Below are 22,184 nucleotides of genomic sequence, written 5' to 3' on the forward strand. Positions count from 1 at the left end.
AGTCAGCGTAGGCGGCGGGCCGTGAGCCCACATCGAACTGCGGCGCCGGACTTCATCGGACGCTGTAATGTCGGCTCACGTGAGCAGCGACATCACCGCGTCGGCGGCTTGGCAGGCACTGTCGGACAACCACCGCAGCGTCGCACCCCTACACCTGCGCAAACTGTTCGCCGATGATCCGGCGCGCGGCACCGACCTGACCGTGCAGGTCGCCGATCTGCACATCGACTACAGCAAGCATCGCGTGACGCGCGAAACCCTCGCGCTCCTGGTCGATCTCGCCCGCACCGCGGGCGTGCCGGAGCGGCGCGACGCGATGTACGCGGGCGCCCACATCAACACCTCGGAGGACCGCGCGGTCGGGCACATCGCCCTGCGCCTGCCGGTCGGCGATCAGCTCAGTATCGACGGCGCCGACGCCGACGCCGAGGTGCACGACGTGCTGCGCCGGATGGGCGAATTCGCCGATTCGGTGCGTTCGGGCGATTGGCGTGGCGCGACCGGCGAGCGGATCACCGCGGTGGTCAACATCGGCATCGGCGGATCGGATCTCGGGCCCGACATGGTGTATCGCGCGCTGCGCCATTACACCGACCCCGGCATCGAGGCCAGGTTCGTCTCGAATGTCGACCCGTGCGATCTGGTCGCCAAGCTCACCGGACTCGACCCGGCGACCACCCTGTTCATCGTCGCTTCCAAGACCTTCTCCACCCTGGAGACCCTGACCAACGCGACCGCGGCCCGGCGCTGGCTGGTCGGCGCGCTCGGCGAGAACGCCGTCGCCAAGCACTTCGTCGCGGTGTCGACCAACGCGGAACGGGTGGCGGAGTTCGGCATCGACCCGGCGCACATGTTCGGCTTCTGGGACTGGGTGGGCGGGCGCTACTCGGTCGACTCCGCCATCGGCCTGTCGGTGATGGTGACCATCGGCAAGGAGCAGTTCGCCGAATTCCTGAGCGGAATGCACGCCGTGGACCGGCATTTCGCGACGGCACCGCTGGAGCGGAACGGCCCGGTCCTGCTGGCCATGCTCGGCGTCTGGTACACGAACTTCTTCGGCGCGGAATCGCGGGCGGTCCTGCCGTATTCGAACGACCTGGCCCGCTTCCCCGCCTATCTGCAACAGCTGACGATGGAATCCAACGGCAAGTCGGTGCGCGCCGACGGCACCCCGGTGACCACCTCGACCGGCGAGATCTTCTGGGGCGAACCGGGAACCAACGGCCAGCACGCCTTCTACCAGCTGCTGCACCAGGGCACCCGGCTGATCCCGGCCGATTTCCTCGGCTTCGCCCGCTCCACCGACGACCTGCCGACCCGCGACGGCACCGGCAGCATGCACGACATCCTGATGAGCAACCTGTTCGCGCAGAGCAAGGTGCTCGCCTTCGGCAAGACCGCCGAGGAGATCGCCGCCGAGGGCACCGATCCGAAGCTGGTGCCGCACAAGGTGATGCCGGGCAACCGGCCGAGCACCACCATCCTGGCGCCGGAGCTCACGCCGTCGACGGTGGGTCAGCTGATCGCGCTCTACGAGCACCAGGTGTTCGTCGAGGGCACCATCTGGGGCATCGACAGTTTCGACCAGTGGGGCGTCGAGCTCGGCAAGCAGCAGGCGCTGGAGCTGATGCCGTTGCTGAGCGAGCCAGGGCCGCCGGCGAGCCAAGGCGATTCCTCCACCGATGAGCTCATCGAGTGGTATCGGAGTCACCGCCGCTGAGGTCGTCACCCGGCGCCGGTTCCGCCCGGGCCGCGGCGAACCTGCGGTTGACGCTGGACGACACGATGGTGGCCAGGGCGCCGATGACCACCAGGTCGAACACGATCTGCACCATCGTCGCCACGCGCGCCACCTGACCGACGGCGTGTACATCGCCGTAGCCGAGGGTGCCCAGCGTGGACATGGTGTAGTACAACGCGTCGGTCCGCGTCACGAGCCCCTCGAACTCGTCCGGATTCAGTTGCTGCAGCCGGAAATAGAACAGTGAGAAGACCACGCACACGATGAACACGACGAGCAGCACCCCGTCGACCCGTCCGCCTGCCGAGGCGGGCTGCTTCATGAAGTGCTCGATCCGCCGCCAGACCAGCCAGACCAGTCCACCGACCCCGGCGAGGAAACCGATCACCCCGACCACCCGCCCCGGCCAGGCGTCGAGTTCGAACGGCCAGCTCACCGGCACGCTGTAGAAGAGCAACAGCGCGAATACGGCGGCCGCGAGATTGCGCAGCACATGCCCCGGCACCGATACCCGCTGAGGTCGCGTCATCGCTCCATGATTGTCCGGCGCCGGGGATTTCGACGGCGCACGCGCCGACAACACGCCGATCCGACCGACACTGCCGAGTGCTGCTCAGTGGATTCGGTACCCCGGGCCCACCGCGGACAACACCAGATCCGCTCGGTCCCGGCTCGCGGCGACCAGGTCGGCGTTGCGCAGATCGCTGTCGGTGACCTTCACGCTCGCCTCGGCGGGTGTCCGTCCGCCGAGGGTGTGCCGGTGCAGCAGTCGCTCGGTGAGCAGTTCGCGCGGCGCGTCGAGGTACCAGCACGCGTCGAGCAGCTCGACGACCTGCGCCCAGCCGGGCGCCTCGGCGTCGGTCAGCAGCAGGTAGTTGCCCTCGACGACCACGATGTCCTCGGCACACACGATCACACCGCCGTGGGTCGGCTCGTCGAGCGCCCGGTCGAACAGTGGCCACGGCACCGGTGCGCCGATCGGCGTCTCCCGCAGCGATCGCAGGTCGCTGACGAACCCCGCCGCGTCGAAGGTGTCGGGCTCGCCCTTGCGGGCCAGCGCGCCGCGCGCCCGCAGCACCTCGTTGCGCAGGTGATAGCCGTCCATCGGCGCGACGACAGCGGGCCTGCCCGCGCGGGTGAGTTCGGCGCTCAACCGCTCGGCCAGTGTCGATTTGCCCGCGCCCGGTGGTCCCGCGATGCCGAGCACCCAGCGCCGCCCCGGCGAGCGCGGCACCCGCCCGGCGAGGTCGGTCACCGTTTGCACATCGCTCGCCCGGCTCACCGCCTCACCCTACGAGATCGCCGGACCCGCCGGGCCGGGTCGCCCACGCGGACAGCGCGGTCCACCGGCCGGGTCGTCCGTACCGGGATCACCGCACGTCGACGAAGGCCCGTTCGATGATCGCCCCGGTGTCCGCCCCGACGGGCAACGTGCCGAACGCGATACCCCAGTCCGCGCCGAGCCGGGTCGCGCAGAAGGCGTCGGCCACCGCCGGGTGACCATGGCGCACCAGCTGCGCTCCCTGCAAGACCAGCGCCATCAGCTCGACGACCCGCCGCGCCCGGTACTCGATGTCGGACAGATCGCTGAGTTCCTTGCCGACGCGGTCGATCGCGTCGTCCAGGCGCGGGTCGGCGCCGCGAGCGAGGCCGACCTCGGCGAAGTACGCCTCGACGGTCTCGGGCTGACGGCCCATGGCGCGCAACGCGTCCAGCGCGGCCACATTGCCCGACCCCTCCCAGATCGACATGAGCGGCGCCTCCCGGTACAGCCGCGGCATGCCGGATTCCTCGGCATACCCGTTGCCGCCCAGGCATTCCAGCGCCTCGGCCGCGTGCGACGGTGCGCGCTTACACACCCAGTACTTGGTGATGGCCAGCGCGATCCGGCGCAGCGCGGCCTCGGCCGGGTCGCTGCCCGCGCGGTCGGTGGCACCGGCCAGGCGCATCATCACCGTGGTCGCGGCATCGGATTCGATCACCAGATCGGCCAGGACGTTGCGCATGGCGGGCTGGTCGATCAGCTTGGCGCCGAACGCTTCCCGGTGCCTGGCGTGATGCACCGCGGTGACCGCGCCGAGCCGCATGCCGGTGGCCGAACCGATCACGCAGTCGAGGCGGGTCATGTTGACCATCTCGATGATCGTCTTCACGCCGGCGCCCTCGGCGCCGACGAGCCAGCCGGTGGCGTTCTCGTACTCGATCTCCGAGGACGCGTTGGACTTGTTGCCCAGCTTGTCCTTGAGCCGCTGGATGCGGATCGGGTTGCGGGTGCCGTCGGGCAGCACGCGCGGCAGCAGGAAGCACGACAGGCCGCCCGGCGCCTGGGCCAGGGTCAGGAACATGTCCGACATGGGCGCGGAAGTGAACCACTTGTGCCCGACGATCCGGTACGCGCCGTCCGGCTGCGGCGTGGCGGTGGTGGTGTTGGCCCGCACATCCGAGCCGCCCTGCTTCTCCGTCATCGACATGCCCGCGATGAGACCGGCCTTGGTCGACGGCTCACGCAGGCCGAAATCGTAGGTGCGCGAACCGAGCAGCGGCTCGTACTTCGCGGCGAGCTCGGGGTTGTGGCGCAGCGCGGGCACTACCGCGTAGGTCATCGAGATCGGGCACATGTGCCCGGCGTCGGCGCTGCCCCAGGTGTAGAACTTGGCGGCGCGGGCGGTGTGCGCGCCGGGCCGCTCGTCGAGCCACGGCGAGCCGTGCAGGCCATGGGAGACGGCGACATTCATCAGGTCGTGCCAATGCGGGTGGAATTCCACCTCGTCGACGCGATGCCCCCAGCGATCGTGGGTGTGCAGCACCGGCGGGTATTCGTTGGCGAGCCTGCCCCAGTCCTGCGCGGCGACATCGCCGGCGAGCCTGCCGAGTTCGCGCACCTCGGCCTCGGCCCAGCCCGCGCCCTCGCGATGCAGGCCCTCGATCAGCGCGGGGTTGCGCGCGGCGTCGAAGGGGACGAGCGGGGGTACCTGGTTGAACACTTCATGGGTCGGCATGGCCGGAACTCCTTCGACTACGACGTTTCCGCGCGCGCACCCAGGGCGCGCACGGCGAAAGCAACCAATTCGGGGATGACGGTCTCGGCGTGCGGCGCGGCGGCCAGCGGGCCGACCAGCACCTCGCCGATCGCGCCGACGAGCGCGGCGGCGCTGATGGCGGTGTCCTGCGCGGGCAGGCGTCCCTCGGCGATGCCGTGCGTGATCGCGGCTTCGAACGAGGCGGCGAACGCGCGCCGGAACTCCAGTCGTTGCGCGTCGACGGCCGCGTCGACCGGCTCGGCCAGCAGCACGTACGCCAGCTTCGGGTTCTTCAGCGCGCGGCCGGCGAAGGTCTCCACTGCCGCGCTCACCCGTTGCAGGACGTCGCCCTCGGCCACCGCGGCGCGCACGGCCTCGACCTCGCGGGCGACCACGGTCTCGAAGACCGCGGCGACCAATTCGGCCTTGTTCTCGAACTGTTTGTAGACCGTGCCGGTGGCGATGCCCGCCTCCGCGGCGACCGCGGCCATCGACAGCCCGGCGAACCCGTCGCGCGAGAGCACGCGGGTCGCGCCCTGCACGATCAGCGTCCGTTGCGCGTCGAGCCGGGCCTGCACGGCCGGGGTCCTGCGGTACACCATACGAAGAAGTGAACCACCGATTCACCCCTTCACACAAGGGGCGATCCGCCGTATGGTCGAACGATGTCAGTACGTGTCGAACACGCGGGCCCGGTCACCACCGTGATCCTGGACCGACCGGAAGCCCGCAACGCCGTCGACGGCCCCACCGCCCGCGCCCTGGCCGATGCCTTCCGGGCGTTCGACGCCGACCCGAACGCCTCGGTGGCGGTGCTGTGGGGTGAGCACGGCACCTTCTGCGCCGGCGCCGACCTCAAGTCGCTGGGCACCGAGAACAGCAACCAGGCCACGGTGGCGGGCGACGGCCCGATGGGCCCCACCCGGCTGCGCCTGTCCAAGCCGGTGATCGCCGCGGTCTCCGGCTACGCCGTGGCCGGCGGACTGGAACTGGCGCTGTGGTGCGATCTGCGGATCGCCGAGCAGGACGCCACCTTCGGCGTCTTCTGCCGACGCTGGGGCGTACCGCTCATCGACGGCGGCACCGTGCGACTGCCGCGGATCATCGGCGAGGGCCGGGCCCTGGATCTGATCCTCACCGGCCGCCCGGTGAGCGCGCCCGAGGCGTTGCAGATGGGCCTGGTCACCCGCGTCGTCCCGACCGGTGACGCCCGCCGGGTCGCCGAGGAACTGGCCGCCCAGCTGGCCGCACTCCCGCAGACCTGTCTGCGCTCGGACCGCGCCGCGCTCTACGAGCAGCACGGCCACCCCGAGGACGAGGCGATGCGCATCGAGTTCCAGCACGGCCTGACCGCGCTCACCGGCGGCGCGCTCGACGGCGCCGCCCGCTTCGCCGCGGGCGCGGGCAGGCACGGTAGCGCCGACCATCGGTGATGGACCGGCTCACCGTCGTCGACGAGATCTTCCTGCGCACCCATCGCGGGATGGGCACGCCCATCGCGTTGCAGGGCCTGTGGCGCATCCCGGACACGATGGAACCCGCACTGCTGCAAGCGATCCACGATCGGCTGCGAGTCGGCGATCTCGGCCGCCGGGTGATCCGTGCCCGGGTCCCCGGAGCACGGCGCGCCTGGCGGCCGAACATCCTGGCCCATCCCCTCGACCACACCGGCACCCCGCTGCCGGAGAACGCGATCCTTCCGTGGGCCGACTCCCTCGGCGCCGACCTCGACCCGGAGTTCGGACCCGGCTGGCGCCTGTCCAGCGCGCCACTGTACGACGGTGGAACCGTTGTCGCCCTGACCTGTTCGCACGCGCTGGCCGATGCCCGCGGGCTCATCCACGCGGTCGCCACCGCGCTCGATGAACTCGGCGCCATCGCTGCCGACCCGCCCGACGCACTCGCCAACGGCTCGGCGGACACATCGCCATCACCCGCGCCAACCATCGATTCCACGCCGGTGCCGCAGCCGCGACCGACCCCGCCGGGCACCGGGTCCGCGTCGCGAAGTACAACCACGTCGGATTGGGCCGATGCTCGCGCACAGTGGTCCACCATCATCAGCGGCACCGCACGCGCCCTGCGCCGTGGGATTCCCCGGCCTCCCGCCACCGGCACGCACGAGCCGTCGCCGGACAGATCCGTCCACAGCAGCCTGCTGGTCTTCGACACCGCCGAGTGGGACTCCACCGCCGCCGCGACCGGCGGCACCCCCAACAGCCTGTTCCTCCACCTGATGGCGAACATCCTGTGGGAGACCGGATTCCAGCGCCCGGAGATCACCGCCAGCCTGCCCGTCGACACCCGCGACGAACCCCGCGTCGACAACGATCTCGCCATGACCGAGATCGCGATCGAGCGCACCGACACCCCCGCGACGATCCGCGACAAGGCCCGCACCGCCTACCTGCGCCGCATGTCCAGCCCCGCGGGCCTGCCCGAAGAGATCCTCCAGGTCCTCCCCGACCGCTGGGCCTACGCGCTCAGCAAGGGCGCAGGCGAACGAGACATCCTGTGCTCCAACATCGGAACACTGCCCGATGCCCTGCGCACCGTCGGCGCGCACCACTGTGATCGAGTCGCGGCCCGCGCGATCCACCCCGGCCTGAGCGAGTTCCCCCGCACGCGGCTCTCCGGCTACTTCTCGCAGCTCGGCGACACCTACACGTTGGCGCTGGTCAGCCTGGCCTGCGACCGCGAAACACTCGACGCCGCAATAGATAGCGCCTGCGCCACGGCCGGACTCAGCGCCGCGCCGTGGTGATCCGCGTGCCCGCGCCGGGCACTCAGCCGCCATCACGCCACTGATCACGGCCCCCGATCCTCATGAACCTGACCTTCACCGGTCAGCCGACGGTCACCGGGCTCGGCGTCACCCGCGCAGCGACATCGGCGGGCACCTCGACGCCGGGCTCCAGATCGGCGGCGTCGATCGGCTCGCCCCAGACCTGCCGCAACGGCAGCACACCCGCCCAGACGCCACCGGTCTCGATATCGGCCGCGTCGTCGTTCGGGCCGCCGGTGCGGACCTTCACCGAGGCTTCGGTGAGATCGAGCGCGAGCACCATGGTGGCCGCCATCTCCTTGCGGTTGGGCGGCCGCACCCGGTCCCAGGCGCCCGGCGCGGCGTGCTCGACGATCACCCGTAGCGCGTTGTCTCGCTCGGCCTCGTCGGTGACCAGCACCGCGCGGCCACGGATCACCGCGGACCGGTAGTTCATCGAGAAGTGCATGGCGGAGCGCGAGTACACCAGCCCGTCGACGTGGGTCACGGCGAGCGATATCTCGGTGCCGACGGCGGCGCGCAGGTTGCCCGCGCCGGTAGAACCGTGCAGGTAGAGCGTGTCGCCCGCGCGGCCGTAGACGGTCGGCAGCACCACCGGCGCGCCGCCGAGCAGCACACCGAGGTGGCAGACCAGGCCCGCGTCGAGCACCGCGTCGAGGTCGGCGCGATCGGCGCGGCCACGTTCCTTGGACCGCGTCAGGGTGGTACGCGGGGTCGGCGACAAGGGGGTGCGGGTGGTGTCGTGCGTGGTCATAAGATGAGCTTCGCCGATGAAGTGGACCGCAGACAGGTCCACTTCGACAGAAGATCAACAGGCCAATTCGAGGTGGGCGATGCTCGACGATCTGCCGATTCCGCTCGACCGCACCGCGCCCGAACCGCTGTCGGTGCAGGTAGCCGAGGCCTTGCGCGCCGCGGCGACCGGCGGGGTCCTGCGCGTCGGCGAGCGGCTGCCCTCCTCGCGCACCCTCGCCCAGCGACTCGGGGTGAGCCGGGCCGTGGTGTCGACCGCCTACGACCAGCTGCACGCGGAAGGCTGGATCGCCGGTCGGCGTGGGTCGGGCACCTACCTGCGCACCGCTCCCGCCGCCGCGCCACCGCGCACCGACCCCGGTGTCGATGCCGATCCCGGCGCGGGCCTGCTCGATCTGAGCCCCGGCGCGCCGTGCGCGGAGGCCGTCGACCCGGCCGCCTGGCGCCGGGCCTGGCGCGCGGCGGGTGACCAGCCCGCCGACGCCCGCAAGGACCGGGCGGGCGAACCCGCCTTCCGGGTCGCCGTCGCCGACCACCTGCTGCGGCATCGCGGCCTGGCCGCGGGGGCCGCGTCGGTGGTGCTCGCCACGGCGGGCACGAGCGCAGGCGTCGGCGAACTGGCGTCGGCGCTGCTACGGCCGGGCGACACCGTCGCCATCGAGGACCCCGGCTATCAGCGGGCCGTCGGCGCGTTGCGAGCCGCGGGCATCCGCGTCCTGCCCGTCCCGGTCGACGCCGACGGACTGCGGGTCGACCTGATTCCGGCCGGCGTGCGGGCGGTCTATTGCACACCGGCGCACCAGTTCCCGCTCGGCGCGCGGATGCCGGCGGCCCGCCGGGTCGAGCTGATCGAATTCGCCAGGGCGACCGGCAGCTTCGTCATCGAGGACGACTACGACGGCGAATTGCGCTACGACACAGCGCCGTTGCCACTGCTGGCCGCGATGGCGCCCGACGTGGTCGTGCATCTCGGCACCACCAGCAAGATCATCGCCACCACCCTCGGCGTCGGCTGGCTGGTGGCCAGGCCCGATATCGCCGAGGCGGTGCTCGCCTACCGCGCCGACACCGGCACCGCCCCCAGCCCGGCAGGCCAGCGGGTGCTCAGCGAGTTCGCCCGGCACGGCGACCTGGCCCGCCACCTGCGCCGCCTGCGCCGGGTGGTGCCGCCACGGCGCGCCCTGGTAGTCGACACGCTCGCCCGCCGCGGCCTGCCGGTGCTCGGTGACGACGCGGGCTCGCACGTGGTCGTCGAACTCCCCGACGCGGCCGCCGAACAGCGCGCGATCGCCGCCGCCCGCGCCCGTGGCGTCCTGCTCGACGGTCTCGCCCGGCATCACCTGGCCGAGGAATACCGGTTCGGCGTCGCCATCGGCTACACCGCTCCGAGCCCGGCCGAGCTGGCCGCCACGGTGCCGATCGCGGCCGACTGCCTCGCCGCCGCGCGGGGCGATCTGTCCCGATAGCGCTCATGATCACCGCGCAGGCACCCGGCACGGTCGTAGCATGGACCCCGACCCCGTGCGGGTCGCTGTTCGGGCACTACCCCTCCGACCATCGAAGCGGTGAGCACATGAACGATCAGGACATTCTGGCGCGGATCAAACAACTGGTCGACGACGAGCACGCCCTGCGCGCCAAGGCCACCGCGGGCGAGATCGACCCGGTCGCCGAACGCCAGCAGCTGGCCCAGCTGGAGGTGATGCTCGATCAGGCGTGGGACCTGTTGCGGCAGCGCCGCGCCCGCTCCGGCGCCGACGAATCCCCCAACGACACCGAGATGCGTTCCCCGCGTGAAGTCGAGGGTTATCTGCAGTGACCGACGCCGAATACGACGTCATCGTCCTCGGCGCGGGCCCGGCAGGCGAGAACGCCGCCGCCTACGCCATCGCGGGCAGTGACCGCACCGCCGCGCTCGTCGAACGGGAACTGTTCGGCGGCGAGTGCAGTTACTGGGCGTGCATCCCCAGCAAGGCGCTGCTGCGTTCCGGCGCCGTCCTGGGCCTGGGCCGGGCGATGCCGGGCGTGACCGCGAGCGGCCCGCAGGTGGCCGACGTACTCGCCCGCCGCGACGCCTTCACCCACGATCGCGACGACACCTCGCAGGTCGACTGGGCGAAGTCGGCCCGCATCGACCCGGTTCGCGGCGCAGGCAGGCTGCTGGGCGAACGGCTCGTCGAGGTCGCCACCGACGACGGCGTCCGCGTCCTGCGCGCCCGGCACGCGGTCGTGCTCGCCACCGGCACCACCGCCGCCATGCCGCGCGTTCCCGGCATCGATGCGGCCCTGCCGTGGATCTCCCGTGACGTCACCAATCTGACGGTCGTCCCGCGCCGGGTCGCCATCATCGGCGGCGGCGTGGTCGCCTGCGAGGCCGCCACCTGGCTGGCCGAACTCGGCGCCGAGGAGGTGACGATGCTGGTCCGCGGTGACCGCCTGCTGCCACGCGCGGAACCCTTCGCCGCCGAGCTGGTGCTGCGCGGCCTGCGCGACACCGGCGTCGTCACGGTGCGGCTGCACACCGAACCGTCGCTGATCTCCCGGCGCGACCCCGCCGACACCGGCGTCGGCCGCATCCACGGCGGGCCGGTCACCCTGGTCCTCGACGACGGCGAACTCGAGGTCGACGAACTCGTCGTCGCCACCGGCCGCACCCCCGCCACCGACGGGCTCGGGCTCGACGCCGTCGGCCTGCCCCCGGGCTATGTCGAGGTCGACGACCAGCTGACCGTCCGCGGTGTGCCCGGCCACTGGCTCTACGCCGTCGGCGACGTGAATCACCGTGCGGCGCTGACCCATATGGGCAAGTACCAGGCCAGGGTATGCGGTGACGTCATCGCCGCCCGCGCCGAGGGCAGGCCGCTGGACCGGCCCCGGTTCACCGCGAGCGCCGACCGCCAGCAGGTGCCCCAGGTCGTCTACACCGCACCGGAACTCGCCTCCGTCGGCATCACCGAACACGAGGCGCGCACCGCCGGGCACGCCGTCGACACCGTCGATATCGATATCGCGGTCGCCGGTTCGTCGCTGTCCCGCGACGATTTCCGTGGCCGCGCGAAGCTCGTCGTCGACACCGCGTCCGACCGACTGCTCGGCGCGACCTTCGTCGGCCCCGACATGGGCGAGCAGTTGCACGCGGCGACCATCGCGGTGGTCGGCCGGGTTCCGCTGGAGACGCTGTGGCATGCCGTGCCGGCGTTTCCCGCCGTCAGCGAGTTCTGGTTGCGGCTGCTGGAGGCGTGGCGAGACCGCTGAGTCCTACTTGAGCAGCCGCGACATCCGCCGGTCGGCGAGCACCTTGCCGCCGGTCTGGCAGGTGGCGCAGTACTGGAACGAGCGCTCGGCGTAGGACACCTCGCGCACGGTGTCACCGCACACCGGGCACTTCAGCCCGGTGCGCGCGTGCACCCGCATGCCCGACCGCTTCTCGCCCTTCAGCCTGGCCGCGTCCTGCCCGACCGAGCGCTGCACCGCGTCGAGCAGGACTGCGCGCAGTGCGGTGTAGAGCTGCGAAACCTTGTCCGCCGCGAGCGTTTTCGTATTCGCGAACGGAGAGATCTGGGCGGTGTGCAGGATCTCGTCGGAGTAGGCGTTGCCGATGCCCGCGATCAGCGTCTGATCGACCAGCGCGGTCTTGATCCGCTGCGAGGTGCCCTTCAGCAAGGCGGCGAACTCGTCCTCGGTGACCGCCAGCGCGTCCGGCCCGAGCCGGGCGATGCCGGGCACCGCCTTCGGATCGTCGACGACATAGACCGCCAGCCGCTTCTTCGTCCCCGCCTCGGTCAGATCGATCGACGGCGTCGCGCCCTCCGGGGTGAAGAAATGCACCCGCAAGGCCAGCGGCGACTTCCCACCCGGCTTGGGCGGCAACGGATTCGGTTCGTCCACCCACCGCAGCCAGCCACCACGCGACAGATGGGTGATCAACCACAGCCCGCCGCAGTTCATCCCGAGGAACTTGCCCCAGCGCCCCGCCCCGGTGACATCCCGTCCGGACAGCGCCGTGACCGGCGGGTCGAATGTCTTCACCGCGCTCAGCGCGGCCACGTCGACTCGCCCCACCACCGCGCCGACCGCGTGATCCCGTAGGAACTGCGCCAGCGCCTCTACCTCGGGTAGCTCGGGCACAGCGTTAGTTTAGCGGCTGGCGCCGCGGGTTCGCGGCCCCTTGTGTCCCGCCGCTCAGGTGCCGCGGCTTGCTCCTTCGTCGCCTGCGCCGCGGCACCTGAGCGGCGGGACGGCCGCGAACCGGCCGCTGCGCGGCCGCCCCTCCTCGGGGTCGGGGGTGCGTGGCTGGGTGGGGGGGTGCGTGGCTGGGTCGGGGGTGCGTGGCTGGGTCGGGGCGTGGCCGGGTCGGGTGTCAACGTCCCCGCAGGAGGTACACGTCCATGATCCAGCCCTTCGCGGCGCGCAGTTCAGCGCGGCGGGCGACGATCCGCTGCTCGACCTCGCGCAGCGGTCCCTCGATCAGGGTTTCGTCGGGCATGCCCAGGTAGGCGCCCCACCAGATGTGCACGTCGTCGCCGGGGATCTCGGTGAACGAGCAGTCGCCGTCGAGCATCACCACGGTCGAGCCGGCGCCGAGGCCCTCCTCGCGCAGCCGGCGGCCGGTGGTGACGTGGACCGGTTCGCCGATGCGATGCAGCACCATGCGGTGGCGGGCGGCCAGCGCGGCCACGCTGGTGACGCCGGGGATCACCTCGTAATCGAACGCGGTGCGGCCCCGGTCCAGCACGTGCTCGACCATGCGCAGGGTGCTGTCGTAGAGCGCCGGGTCGCCCCACACCAGGATCGCGCCGACCCCGGCCACCGCGTCGAAGGCGGCCTCGAGCAGTTCGGCGCGGCGTTCGTGCCAGTCCCGCACGACGCCGGCGTAGTCGTCGGGGGTGCGGTCCCGGGGCGGGTCGGTGATCTCGATGATCCGGTGCGGGCCCTCGACGTGCTCGGCCAGGATCGCGGTGCGCACGTCGACGAGCTCCTGCTTCTCGGCGCCCTTGCCGATGACGAAGAAGGCGTCGGCGTGTCGCATGGCCTTGACTGCCTGCATCGTCACCTGGTCGGGGTCACCGGCACCGATGCCGATCACGTAGAGCTTGCGCATACGCGGAGAGCTTGCCAGGTGCCGTGCACCGTAGAATCGCCAGGCGTGGCCACTCCTGATACGCAGTACGAGGATCTGCTCCGGCACGTGCTGGCGGACGGCACCCCCAAAGCCGATCGCACCGGCACCGGCACCCGCAGCATCTTCGGTCATCAGCTGCGCTACGACCTGGCCGAGAGCTTCCCGCTGATCACCACCAAGCGGGTCCACCTCAAGTCGATCGCCTACGAGCTGCTGTGGTTCCTGCGCGGCGATTCCAACGTGTCCTGGCTGCGGGAGCACGGCGTGACCATCTGGGACGAGTGGGCCGACGACAAGGGCGAGCTCGGCCCGGTCTACGGCGTGCAGTGGCGCTCCTGGCCGACGCCCGACGGCACCCACATCGACCAGATCGCCCAGGTGCTGCACACCCTGCGCACCGACCCGGACTCGCGCCGGATGATCGTCTCGGCCTGGAATGTGGCCGACCTGGACAAGATGGCCCTGGCGCCGTGCCACGCCTTCTTCCAGTTCTACGTCGCCGACGGCAAGCTGTCGTGCCAGCTGTACCAGCGCAGCGCCGACCTGTTCCTGGGCGTGCCGTTCAATATCGCCAGCTACGCGCTGCTCACCCTGATGGTGGCCCAGCAGACCGAGCTCGAGCCGGGTGAGTTCATCTGGACCGGCGGCGACGTGCACATCTACGACAACCACGTCGACCAGGCGCGCGAACAGCTCGGCCGCGAGCCGTACCCCTTCCCGACACTGCACCTGCGCCCGGCGACCAGCCTGTTCGACTACACCTACGACGACATCGAGCTCACCGGCTACCAGCATCACCCGGCCATCAAGGCGCCGGTGGCGGTGTGAGCGGGCAGATCGGCCTCATCTGGGCGCAGGCCGCCGACGGCGTCATCGGCGTCGACAACACCATCCCGTGGCGTCTCCCCGAGGACATGGCCAATTTCCGGGACACCACGATGGGCCATCCGGTGATCATGGGCAGGCGCACCTGGGACTCGCTGCCTGCGGCCTACCGCCCGCTGGCGGGCCGCCGCAACATCGTGGTCACCCGCCAGACTGATTGGGCTGCCGAGGGCGCCGAACGCGCCGCCTCGCTCCCCGACGCGCTGGCGCTGGCCGGACCGGGTGAGCTCTGGGTGGCCGGCGGCGGCGAGATCTACCGCGCCGCGCTCCCCCTGGCGACAACGCTGCTGGTCACCGAGGTCGACACGCGGGTAACAGGCGACGCGTTCGCCCCGGTCATCGGCCCGGAGTGGCAGGCGCCGGACACTCCGTGGCAGGAGTCGAAAACCGGTCTCCGCTATCGCATTCGCCGCTACACCCGGCGCTGACAACGCCTGGCTAACGGTCTGGCAAAACGCCCGACCGCGGGCGCGGTCTCGGGCATACTCCCAGATACCAAGCCCCGCGAGAGCCTGCGAAAGGCGCTATGCCATGGACAAGAAATCGCTGACCGCGGTGGCCCGCCAACAGCTCAAGCTGGCGGCCACCTCGACGAGTGGCCGGAGTTCGCAGACCGTCATCGGCGGCCACACCCATGCGCTGCGCCAGACCGTCGTCGCCCTGACCGAGGGCCAGAGCCTGGCCGAGCACGACAACGCGGGCGACGCCACCATCCAGGTTCTCAGCGGCACGCTGGTGCTGATCGCGGGCACCGACGAGTGGAAGGGTTCGGCGGGTGATCTGATCGTCGTCCCGCGTGCCCGGCACAGCGTCAAAGCCATCGATGACGTGGCCTTTCTGCTGACCGTCGCCAAATAGGGGTTGCCTGAAGGTCGCTGACACGCCAGGCGTGCCGCGGACCTGTCGGCGCCGCGCTCTACTCTGGACGGCATGGGTGAGCCACAGCCGATCCTCGAACCGCTCACGCCGGCCGCTATCTTCCTCGTCGCCACCATCGACGAGGGCGGCGAGTCGGCGGTCCGCGACCTCCTGTCGAACATCTCCGGTGTGCGCCGTTCGGTGGGTTTCCGGGTGCCCGGCGAGGGCCTGACCTGTGTCACCTCGATCGGCTCGACGGCCTGGGACCGCCTGTTCACCGGCCCCAAACCCGTTGAGCTGCACGAATTCCCCGGCTACAACGGCCCGATCCACAGCGCGCCGACCACCCCGGGCGACCTGCTGTTCCACATCAAGGGCGAGACCCAGGGCGCCTGCTTCGAACTCGCCATGGCGATCGGCGAGCGCCTGCGCGGCGCGGCGACCATCGTCGACGAGACCGTCGGCTTCCGCTACTTCGAGCAGCGCGATCTGCTCGGCTTCGTCGACGGCACCGAGAACCCCGAGGGCAGCGCCGCGTACTCGGCGGCGCTGATCGGCGACGAGGACCCGGATTTCACCGGCGGTAGCTACGTCATCGTGCAGAAGTACACCCACCCGCTCGACCAGTGGAACGCGCTCTCGATCGAGGAGCAGGAGCGGGTGATCGGGCGGACCAAGCTCGGCGACTACGAACTGCCCGACGACATCAAGCCCGCCGACTCCCATGTCGCGGTGAACACTCTGGTCGACGCCGACGGCACCGAACGCCAGATCGTGCGCGCCAACATGCCGTTCGGCACGGTCGGCCAGGGCGAGTTCGGCACCTACTACATCGCCTACGCCGCCACCCCGAGCGTCACCGAGCGCATGCTGGAACGGATGTTCCTCGGCACCGGCGAGGCGGCCTACGACCGCATCCTCGACTTCTCGTTCGCGGTCACCGGCACGCTGTTCTTCACGCCCACCGTCGAATTCCTCGACGATCTGCCGGACGCCCCCGAGTCCGTTGCCACCGAGGAAATTTCCGATTCGCTGCCCGTGTTCCCCCCGGTGGAACGGGCCGACGCCGCCGCTACCGGCTCGGACGGCTCGCTCGCCATCGGCTCGATGAAAAGGAGATCTGAATGAACAACCTGCATCGCGAACTCGCGCCGATCACCGACGAGGCCTGGGCGCAGATCGAAGAGGAAGCCACCCGCACGTTCAAGCGCAATATCGCCGGGCGCCGGGTCGTCGACGTCTCGGGTCCGCACGGCGTCGCCTACTCGGCGCGCAACCGCGGCAGGTTGACCGCGATCTCCTCGCCTGATGACGGCGTCGTCGCCCATCAGCGCGTGGTACAGCCGCTGGTCGAACTTCGGGTGCCGTTCACCCTGAAACGCAGCGAACTCGACGACATCGAGCGCGGCGCGGGCGACGCCGACTTCGACAACCTCAAGGCCGCCGCCCAGAAGATCGCCTTCGCCGAGGACCGCGCGATCTTCGAGAGCTACGCCGCCGCCGGCATCACCGGCATCCGCGACGCCGCCTCCAATACCCCGGTCGCGCTGCCGGGCAATGTCGTCGACATCCCCGACGCGATCTCGCACGCGCTCACCGGGCTGCGCCTGGCCGGTGTGCAGGGCCCGTACTCGGTGGTGCTCAGCGCCGAGCTGTACACGCAGGTCAGCGAGACCTCCGATCACGGTCACCCGATCCGCACCCACATCGAGCGGCTGATCGACGGCGAGATCATCTGGGCGCCCGCGATCACCGGTGGTTTCGCGCTCACCACCCGGGGCGGCGACTTCGAGCTGGCCCTGGGCCAGGATCTGTCGATCGGCTACCTCAGCCACGACGCCGAGACCGTGCGGCTGTACTTCCAGGAGACGTTCACGTTCCTGGTCGAGACCTCCGAAGCGGCGGTATCGCTCGGGTCGTGAGCCCGGCGCGGCCCACCCGCTAGGGTGGGCCGCGAGTTCGTGAGAGGGAGGTTTCGCATGGCGGTCGTGCGTGCCGGTGTCGTGCCCGCTGGTCGGAGCCTGTTCTACTGCCTGATCGGGATGCTGGTCACCACCGGCGTCATCGGGCTGTTCGTGGCGATGTTCGGGGTGAACCGGGTGATCACCGGCCTGCTCGTCGGCGCGATCGCCGGGGTGGCGGCGGGGGTGGCGCTGTTCGTGCGCGATGTCGTCGAGCTCACCGAGCACGCCATCTACGCCAGGACGCCGTTCCGCTCGTCGACCGTGCCGTGGGACCGCGTCGTCGCCGGCCGCTTCACCCTCGACGAGCGCTCCCGCTGGGCGCTGGCGCTCGACCTGAACGGCGGGTCCGCCGACGAGCTGGTCCTGTTGTCCATCCCGCCGGTGGTGCGCCCGGTCGCGGGCGCCTACGACATGCGCAAACGCGAGCAGGTCACCGAGATCCGGGAGATGTTGCGCGCCAAGCGGATCCCGGTCACGGTGCTGCCCGAGATCGCGGGCGCACTCAACCAGCACTGGCAGATCGCCCCACCCACCTCGCGCTGACGCGCTACGCGCTCATCCCGGCCTTGAATCCCCGCCGGTAGTCCGAGGGCGACACTCCGAGCCGCGCGACGAAGGTACGGCGCAGCGCCTCGGCACTGGAGAATCCCGCGTCGGCCGCGGCCCGGCTCACCGAGCTGCCCTCCTCGATCCGGGCGCGGGCCAGATCGAACCGCACGCTCGCCGCGTACTCGGCCGGACCGAGCCCGGTCTCCTCGGTGAAGAGCCGGGTGAGGTGGCGCGGACTCACATTCACGTGCCGGGCGAGATCCCGCACGCTATGGCGCTTGGCCGGATCCTGGGCGATAAGATCGGTCACCATCCGCACCGGACCCGGCGGCAGCGCGACAGCGCGCAGCGGCGTCGAGAACTGGGTCTGCCCGCCGGAACGCTGCAGGTACACGAGTAGCCCTTGGGCGACCTGGCGCGCGATCGAGCTGCCGAGATCCTCCCCCACCAGCGCCAGCGCGAGGTCGATTCCCGCGGCGACACCGGCCGAGGTCGCGATGTCGGCCTCGTACACGAAGATTCGATCCGCCCGCACATCGATAGCCGGGTACCGGCGCGCGAGCTCGGCGGCGAACTTCCAGTGTGTGGTCGCGCCGCGGCCGTCCAGCATCCCCAGCTCGGCGAGCACGAAGGCGCCGCTGCAGATCGAGACGACCCGGCGGCTGCGGGCGGCGAGAACACGCGCCGCCTCGACGAGTTCGGGTCCGACGAACTCGACGGGACGAACCTCGCTCCCCGGGATCACGAGCGTGTCGAGGTCGGGGGCGTCGGCCGCCGCCGCCGTCACCGCAACCCCGCCGACCGAGCTGCGCACCGGCTCGCCGGTGGGCGAGAACAACATCACCTCGTAGGCATCGGCGAATTGGTTCGCCTCGATGAAAACCTCGGCGGGACCGACATAGTCGAGCGATTTCACCCCGTCGAACAGGAGAAACCCGATACGCCGTCGCCCCGTGGAGACGGTGGGCCGAGCACGTTCCGGGGACACAGACATGCCGATGAATCTAGTGCGTGTCCGAAAGAGCGGGATCCACGGCCGTTCCGGCAGGCGACAGCCGCCGCCCGCGCGACAACGATGGGCAACCTAGCCATCCATCTCTGCGACGGGAGCGAAATGCCCTACTTCACCACGTCCGACGGCACCGAGATCTACTTCTCCGACTGGGGCACCGGACGACCCGTCGTCTTCAGCCACGGCTGGCCGCTGAGCTCCGACGCGTGGGCGCTGGAACGCAAGACCCTGGCCGACGCCGGATACCGCGTCATCGCCCACGACCGCCGGGGACACGGCCGCTCGTCGCAGCCGTGGCAGGGCAACGACATGGACACCTACGCGCGCGACCTCGCCGAGCTCATCGAATCCCTCGACCTGCGCGATGTCGTCGTGATCGGACACTCGACCGGCGGTGGTGAGGTCGTCCGCTACGCGGCCCAGCACGGCAGGGACCGTGTCGCCAAGGTCGTCACCATCGGCGCGGTACCGCCGATCATGGTCGCGACCGAGTCCAATCCCGACGGTCTGCCGATGGAGGTGTTCGACGGCATCCGCGCCGGTGTGCTCGCCGACCGGTCCACCTTCTATCAGGAGCTCGCACCCTCGTTCTTCGGCTTCAACCGCGCGGGCGTGGCCGGGTCGAAGGGCGCGCAGGACGACTTCTGGCGCCAGGGCATGCTGGCCGGCATCCAGGCCGCCTACGAGTGTGTCGCGGCGTTCTCGGCGACCGATTTCACCGAGGATCTGCGGGCGCTCGAGGTGCCGATCTTCATCGCCCACGGCGACGACGACCAGATCGTGCCGATCGCCGGTGCCGCGCTGAAGTCGATCGAGCTCGTGAAGGACGGCACGCTCAAGGTGTATCCCGGTGCGCCGCACGGCATCTTCGGCGCCTACCAGCAGGAGCTCATCGCCGATATTCTCGCGTTCATCGCCGACTGATCGCGTTCAGTCCGGGTCGGTGGGCTGCGCGGCCAGCCGGGTGAGCAGCACCTCGGCGGCCGTGCGGACCGCCGAGGTGTCACCGGTGAACCCGACGATGCGCAGGATCGCGTCCGGGATCACGCGCTCGGTGTCCTCGCCCGCCGTCCCGGCATCGGACCGGATCCCGATCACCGTCTCGACCAGCCGGAACGGCAGGATCCGCGCGTCGCCGGATTGCCCGGTGGCCGCGGCGGATTCGGCCGCGAGCCGTTCGTAGTGCTCGCGCAGTTCGTCACGGCGGCGCCGGAAGGTGGCGAACCGTTCGGTGCGCAACTCCGGCAGCAGATACAGCGCGCCGAGATTCCAGCGCGCGGCGCGCAACTGGCGCACGTCGAACAGCGCGAGCGCGTAGAGCCGCGTCGCGGCGTCGGCGGGTTCGGCGCCCATCCGCTGCGCCAGCTCGACCGGGCCCGCGACGGTTTCGGCCAGTAGCGCGTCGAGGATGTCGTCCTTGGCGGCGAAGTGGTGATACAGCGAGGCCTGCCTGATCCCGACCGCGTCGGCCACCGCCCTGGTGGAGGTATTGGCATAGCCCTTGGTGGTGAACAGTTCCGCCGCCGCGTCGAGGATCTCCGCGCGCGGCGTCGTCCCCTGCCTACGCCGCTGTTCCAGCCGGGGACGCCCGGGACCGAGGTTTGCCACGTCCAAGATTCTGTCACCGGGCCCCGACCTGGGCCGCAGCGGGCACCTCACCAGCGAGGATGCCGGTCGGTCGAATTCCTGTCACTCGATAGAAACGTGGGCAACGCAGAAGTTACCGCGGGCCGCACAGCCGATACACGCACGACACCGTTCGAGCGATCGCGCGCGCAAAACTATCGACTGATAGATATTTGGCCGCACCGCCGAAGGACACCGACATGGCCACGACTCTCGATACCGCTGCTGTTCGGCCCGACACCGGCCGCGACAGCGCCGATCTCGCCGCATTCGGCTACCAACCGGTCCTGCACCGCAAGCTCGGACGCTACGCGTCCTTCGCGGCAGGGTTCTCGTTCGTCTCCATCCTCACCACGATCTTCCAGTTCTTCGGCTTCGGCTATTCGTTCGGCGGCGCCGCGTTCTTCTGGACCTGGCCGCTGGTCTTCGCCGGCCAGTTCCTGGTGGCGCTGAACTTCGCCGAACTGGCCGCCCGGTATCCGATCTCCGGCTGTATCTATCAGTGGTCGCGCCGGCTGGCGGGCGGGCTGATCGGCTGGTTCGCCGGCTGGATGATGGTGATCGCGCAGGTCGTCACGGCCGCCGCGGCCGCCATCGCCCTGCAGGTGGTGCTGCCGACGATCTGGAGCGGATTCCAGTTCATCGGCACCGATACCGCGCTGACCTCCCGCGACGGCGCGATGAACGCGGTGCTGCTGGGCAGCGTGCTGCTGGTGGTCACCACCACGATCAATGTCATCGGCATCGACCTGATGGCGAAGATCAACTCGATCGGCGTCACCGTGGAGATCGTCGGCGTGCTGGCGATCATCGCACTGTTCTTCACCGGCACCGAGCGCGGTCCCGGCGTGGTCCTGCAGACCGATCAGGCCACCCCCGGCCCGTACTGGGCGGCGTTCCTGGTCTCCGGCCTGATGGCCGCGTACGTGATGGTCGGCTTCGACTCCGCCGGTGAGCTCTCCGAGGAGACCAAGAACCCGCGCCGGGTCGCCCCGCGCACGATTCTGCTGGCCCTGTCGGTGTCGGCGCTCGGCGGCGGGCTCATGCTGCTCGGCGCGCTGATGGCCGCACCCAGCCTGTCCGACGGCGAATTGGCTTCGGGCGGACTGGCTTACGTCATCACCTCGAAGCTGAACAGCCCCGCCGGTTCGGTCCTGCTCGGCTGCGTCGCCGTCGCGGTGATCGTGTGCACCCTGGCGATCCAGACGGCGGGCTCGCGCCTGATGTTCTCGATGGCACGCGACGGCAAGCTCCCGTTCTCGAAGGCCCTGTCGACCGTGCACCCGCGCTTCGGCACCCCCGTGTGGCCCGCCGTGGTGATCGGCGCGCTCGGCATCGGCCTGCTGATGCTCAACCTGGGCAACCCGGCCATCTTCGCCACCCTGGCCAGCGTCTGCATCGTCAGCCTGTACCTGGCGTACCTGCTGGTCACCGTGCCGCTGCTGGTGCGCAGGATCAAGGGCCTGCCCGCCGTGGACGACCCGACCCTGTTCACCCTCGGCCGCTGGGGCGTCCCGATCAACGCGCTCGCGGTGGTCTGGGGCATCGCGATGGTGATCAACCTCGCCTGGCCACGCCCGGAGGTCTACACCCCCGCGGGCGGCAGCTGGTGGCAACTGTGGGCAGGCCCGCTGTCGGTAGCGGTGATCCTGACCGCAGGCACCATCGTCTACCGCTGGGTAGTGGCCACCAAGGACGACCTCCCGCTGTCCGAAACCGCCCCCGCCACAGCTTGATCCACCGCCAACTCTCCCCGGACAGGCCGATACCCACCCACCCGGCCCCGCACGCCCCGACCTCGAGGAGGGGCAGGCCGACGAAGTCGGCCGTCGCGGCCGTCCCGCCGATCAGGCGCCGTTGCGCAAGCGA

Annotated in this window: 23 protein-coding genes; 14 read left to right on the plus strand and 9 right to left on the minus strand. The window is 70.5% G+C overall.

The window, feature by feature from the left end; all coding sequences use genetic code 11:
- Window positions 1–79: 79 nt before the first annotated feature.
- Window positions 80–1,720, plus strand: a complete 1,641-nt coding sequence (gene pgi, locus NV348_RS11500) for a glucose-6-phosphate isomerase (RefSeq protein ID WP_447146905.1) — start codon at window positions 80–82, stop codon at window positions 1,718–1,720.
- Here pgi and NV348_RS11505 read toward each other — a convergent pair.
- From NV348_RS11505 to NV348_RS11520, 4 genes are all read right to left on the minus strand, one after another.
- Window positions 1,689–2,270 carry a potassium channel family protein gene (locus tag NV348_RS11505; protein WP_447146906.1) on the minus strand — a complete coding sequence of 194 codons (582 nt, stop codon included), beginning with the start codon at window positions 2,268–2,270 and terminating at the stop codon, window positions 1,689–1,691. The genes pgi and NV348_RS11505 overlap by 32 nt on opposite strands.
- 84 nt (window positions 2,271–2,354) lie before the next feature.
- On the minus strand, window positions 2,355–3,023 hold the full coding sequence (locus NV348_RS11510; RefSeq protein WP_447146907.1) for a nucleoside/nucleotide kinase family protein: 669 nt from the start codon (window positions 3,021–3,023) through the stop codon (window positions 2,355–2,357).
- Window positions 3,024–3,111: 88 nt separating this feature from the next.
- Window positions 3,112–4,740 carry an acyl-CoA dehydrogenase family protein gene (locus NV348_RS11515; protein WP_447146908.1) on the minus strand — a complete coding sequence of 543 codons (1,629 nt, stop codon included), beginning with the start codon at window positions 4,738–4,740 and terminating at the stop codon, window positions 3,112–3,114.
- Window positions 4,741–4,757: 17 nt separating this feature from the next.
- Window positions 4,758–5,363 carry a TetR/AcrR family transcriptional regulator gene (locus NV348_RS11520; RefSeq protein WP_447146909.1) on the minus strand — a complete coding sequence of 202 codons (606 nt, stop codon included), beginning with the start codon at window positions 5,361–5,363 and terminating at the stop codon, window positions 4,758–4,760.
- A gap of 63 nt (window positions 5,364–5,426) precedes the next feature.
- On the opposite strand from NV348_RS11520, the gene NV348_RS11525 reads away from it, so the two are divergent.
- Both NV348_RS11525 and NV348_RS11530 read left to right on the plus strand, forming a co-directional pair.
- The gene (locus NV348_RS11525) at window positions 5,427–6,194 is read left to right on the plus strand and encodes a crotonase/enoyl-CoA hydratase family protein (RefSeq protein WP_447146910.1); all 768 of its coding nucleotides are present in this window, start codon (window positions 5,427–5,429) and stop codon (window positions 6,192–6,194) included.
- Complete coding sequence (locus NV348_RS11530) at window positions 6,194–7,525, plus strand: hypothetical protein (RefSeq protein ID WP_447146911.1); 1,332 nt, start codon at window positions 6,194–6,196, stop codon at window positions 7,523–7,525. Before NV348_RS11525 ends, NV348_RS11530 begins: the two co-directional genes overlap by 1 nt.
- Window positions 7,526–7,607: 82 nt before the next feature.
- Here NV348_RS11530 and NV348_RS11535 read toward each other — a convergent pair whose 3' ends face one another.
- On the minus strand, window positions 7,608–8,300 hold the full coding sequence (locus tag NV348_RS11535) for a pyridoxamine 5'-phosphate oxidase family protein (RefSeq protein WP_447146912.1): 693 nt from the start codon (window positions 8,298–8,300) through the stop codon (window positions 7,608–7,610).
- Between the two features lie 79 nt (window positions 8,301–8,379).
- Here NV348_RS11535 and pdxR point away from each other — a divergent pair, with 79 nt between their 5' ends.
- The 3 genes from pdxR to NV348_RS11550 all read left to right on the plus strand — a co-directional run bounded on the left by pdxR (window position 8,380) and on the right by NV348_RS11550 (window position 11,554).
- Window positions 8,380–9,765 (plus strand): MocR-like pyridoxine biosynthesis transcription factor PdxR, encoded by a 1,386-nt coding sequence (pdxR, locus tag NV348_RS11540; protein WP_447146913.1) that lies wholly within the window; start codon window positions 8,380–8,382, stop codon window positions 9,763–9,765.
- A gap of 107 nt (window positions 9,766–9,872) precedes the next feature.
- Window positions 9,873–10,118 (plus strand): DUF2630 family protein, encoded by a 246-nt coding sequence (locus NV348_RS11545; protein WP_355273570.1) that lies wholly within the window; start codon window positions 9,873–9,875, stop codon window positions 10,116–10,118.
- Window positions 10,115–11,554 carry a dihydrolipoyl dehydrogenase family protein gene (locus tag NV348_RS11550; protein ID WP_447146914.1) on the plus strand — a complete coding sequence of 480 codons (1,440 nt, stop codon included), beginning with the start codon at window positions 10,115–10,117 and terminating at the stop codon, window positions 11,552–11,554. The genes NV348_RS11545 and NV348_RS11550 overlap by 4 nt, the downstream gene beginning before the upstream one ends.
- Before the next feature lie 3 nt (window positions 11,555–11,557).
- Here NV348_RS11550 and NV348_RS11555 read toward each other — a convergent pair whose 3' ends face one another.
- Window positions 11,558–12,427, minus strand: coding sequence for an Fpg/Nei family DNA glycosylase (locus NV348_RS11555; protein ID WP_447146915.1), 870 nt, complete (start codon window positions 12,425–12,427; stop codon window positions 11,558–11,560).
- A gap of 232 nt (window positions 12,428–12,659) precedes the next feature.
- Window positions 12,660–13,400 carry a precorrin-6A synthase (deacetylating) gene (gene cobF, locus NV348_RS11560; protein WP_447146916.1) on the minus strand — a complete coding sequence of 247 codons (741 nt, stop codon included), beginning with the start codon at window positions 13,398–13,400 and terminating at the stop codon, window positions 12,660–12,662.
- A 45-nt stretch (window positions 13,401–13,445) separates the two neighbouring features.
- Here cobF and NV348_RS11565 point away from each other — a divergent pair, with 45 nt between their 5' ends.
- The 6 genes from NV348_RS11565 to NV348_RS11590 all read left to right on the plus strand — a co-directional run bounded on the left by NV348_RS11565 (window position 13,446) and on the right by NV348_RS11590 (window position 17,671).
- Complete coding sequence (locus tag NV348_RS11565; RefSeq protein WP_447146917.1) at window positions 13,446–14,249, plus strand: thymidylate synthase; 804 nt, start codon at window positions 13,446–13,448, stop codon at window positions 14,247–14,249.
- Window positions 14,246–14,734, plus strand: coding sequence for a dihydrofolate reductase (locus tag NV348_RS11570; protein ID WP_447146918.1), 489 nt, complete (start codon window positions 14,246–14,248; stop codon window positions 14,732–14,734). The genes NV348_RS11565 and NV348_RS11570 overlap by 4 nt, the downstream gene beginning before the upstream one ends.
- Window positions 14,735–14,837: 103 nt before the next feature.
- Window positions 14,838–15,164, plus strand: coding sequence for a cupin domain-containing protein (locus tag NV348_RS11575; protein ID WP_355273587.1), 327 nt, complete (start codon window positions 14,838–14,840; stop codon window positions 15,162–15,164).
- Window positions 15,165–15,236: 72 nt separating this feature from the next.
- Entirely contained in the window at window positions 15,237–16,292 is a 1,056-nt protein-coding gene (locus NV348_RS11580; RefSeq protein ID WP_447146919.1) for a Dyp-type peroxidase, read from the plus strand.
- Complete coding sequence (locus NV348_RS11585; protein ID WP_447146920.1) at window positions 16,289–17,086, plus strand: family 1 encapsulin nanocompartment shell protein; 798 nt, start codon at window positions 16,289–16,291, stop codon at window positions 17,084–17,086. Before NV348_RS11580 ends, NV348_RS11585 begins: the two co-directional genes overlap by 4 nt.
- Before the next feature lie 57 nt (window positions 17,087–17,143).
- Window positions 17,144–17,671 carry a hypothetical protein gene (locus tag NV348_RS11590; protein ID WP_447146921.1) on the plus strand — a complete coding sequence of 176 codons (528 nt, stop codon included), beginning with the start codon at window positions 17,144–17,146 and terminating at the stop codon, window positions 17,669–17,671.
- Window positions 17,672–17,675: 4 nt separating this feature from the next.
- Here NV348_RS11590 and NV348_RS11595 read toward each other — a convergent pair whose 3' ends face one another.
- Window positions 17,676–18,671, minus strand: a complete 996-nt coding sequence (locus NV348_RS11595) for a GlxA family transcriptional regulator (protein WP_447146922.1) — start codon at window positions 18,669–18,671, stop codon at window positions 17,676–17,678.
- A 120-nt stretch (window positions 18,672–18,791) separates the two neighbouring features.
- Here NV348_RS11595 and NV348_RS11600 point away from each other — a divergent pair, with 120 nt between their 5' ends.
- Window positions 18,792–19,613: an alpha/beta fold hydrolase gene (locus NV348_RS11600; protein WP_447146923.1), complete on the plus strand. Its 822-nt coding sequence runs from the start codon at window positions 18,792–18,794 to the stop codon at window positions 19,611–19,613.
- Between the two features lie 6 nt (window positions 19,614–19,619).
- Here the strand turns inward: NV348_RS11600 and NV348_RS11605 are convergent, their stop codons facing one another.
- Window positions 19,620–20,297, minus strand: a complete 678-nt coding sequence (locus NV348_RS11605) for a TetR/AcrR family transcriptional regulator (protein WP_447146924.1) — start codon at window positions 20,295–20,297, stop codon at window positions 19,620–19,622.
- Window positions 20,298–20,515: 218 nt separating this feature from the next.
- Between NV348_RS11605 and NV348_RS11610 the strand changes: the two genes are divergently transcribed.
- Window positions 20,516–22,051: an amino acid permease gene (locus NV348_RS11610; RefSeq protein ID WP_447146925.1), complete on the plus strand. Its 1,536-nt coding sequence runs from the start codon at window positions 20,516–20,518 to the stop codon at window positions 22,049–22,051.
- The last annotated feature ends 133 nt before the right edge of the window (window positions 22,052–22,184 follow it).

The organism is Nocardia fodinahabitans, assembly GCF_052983615.1.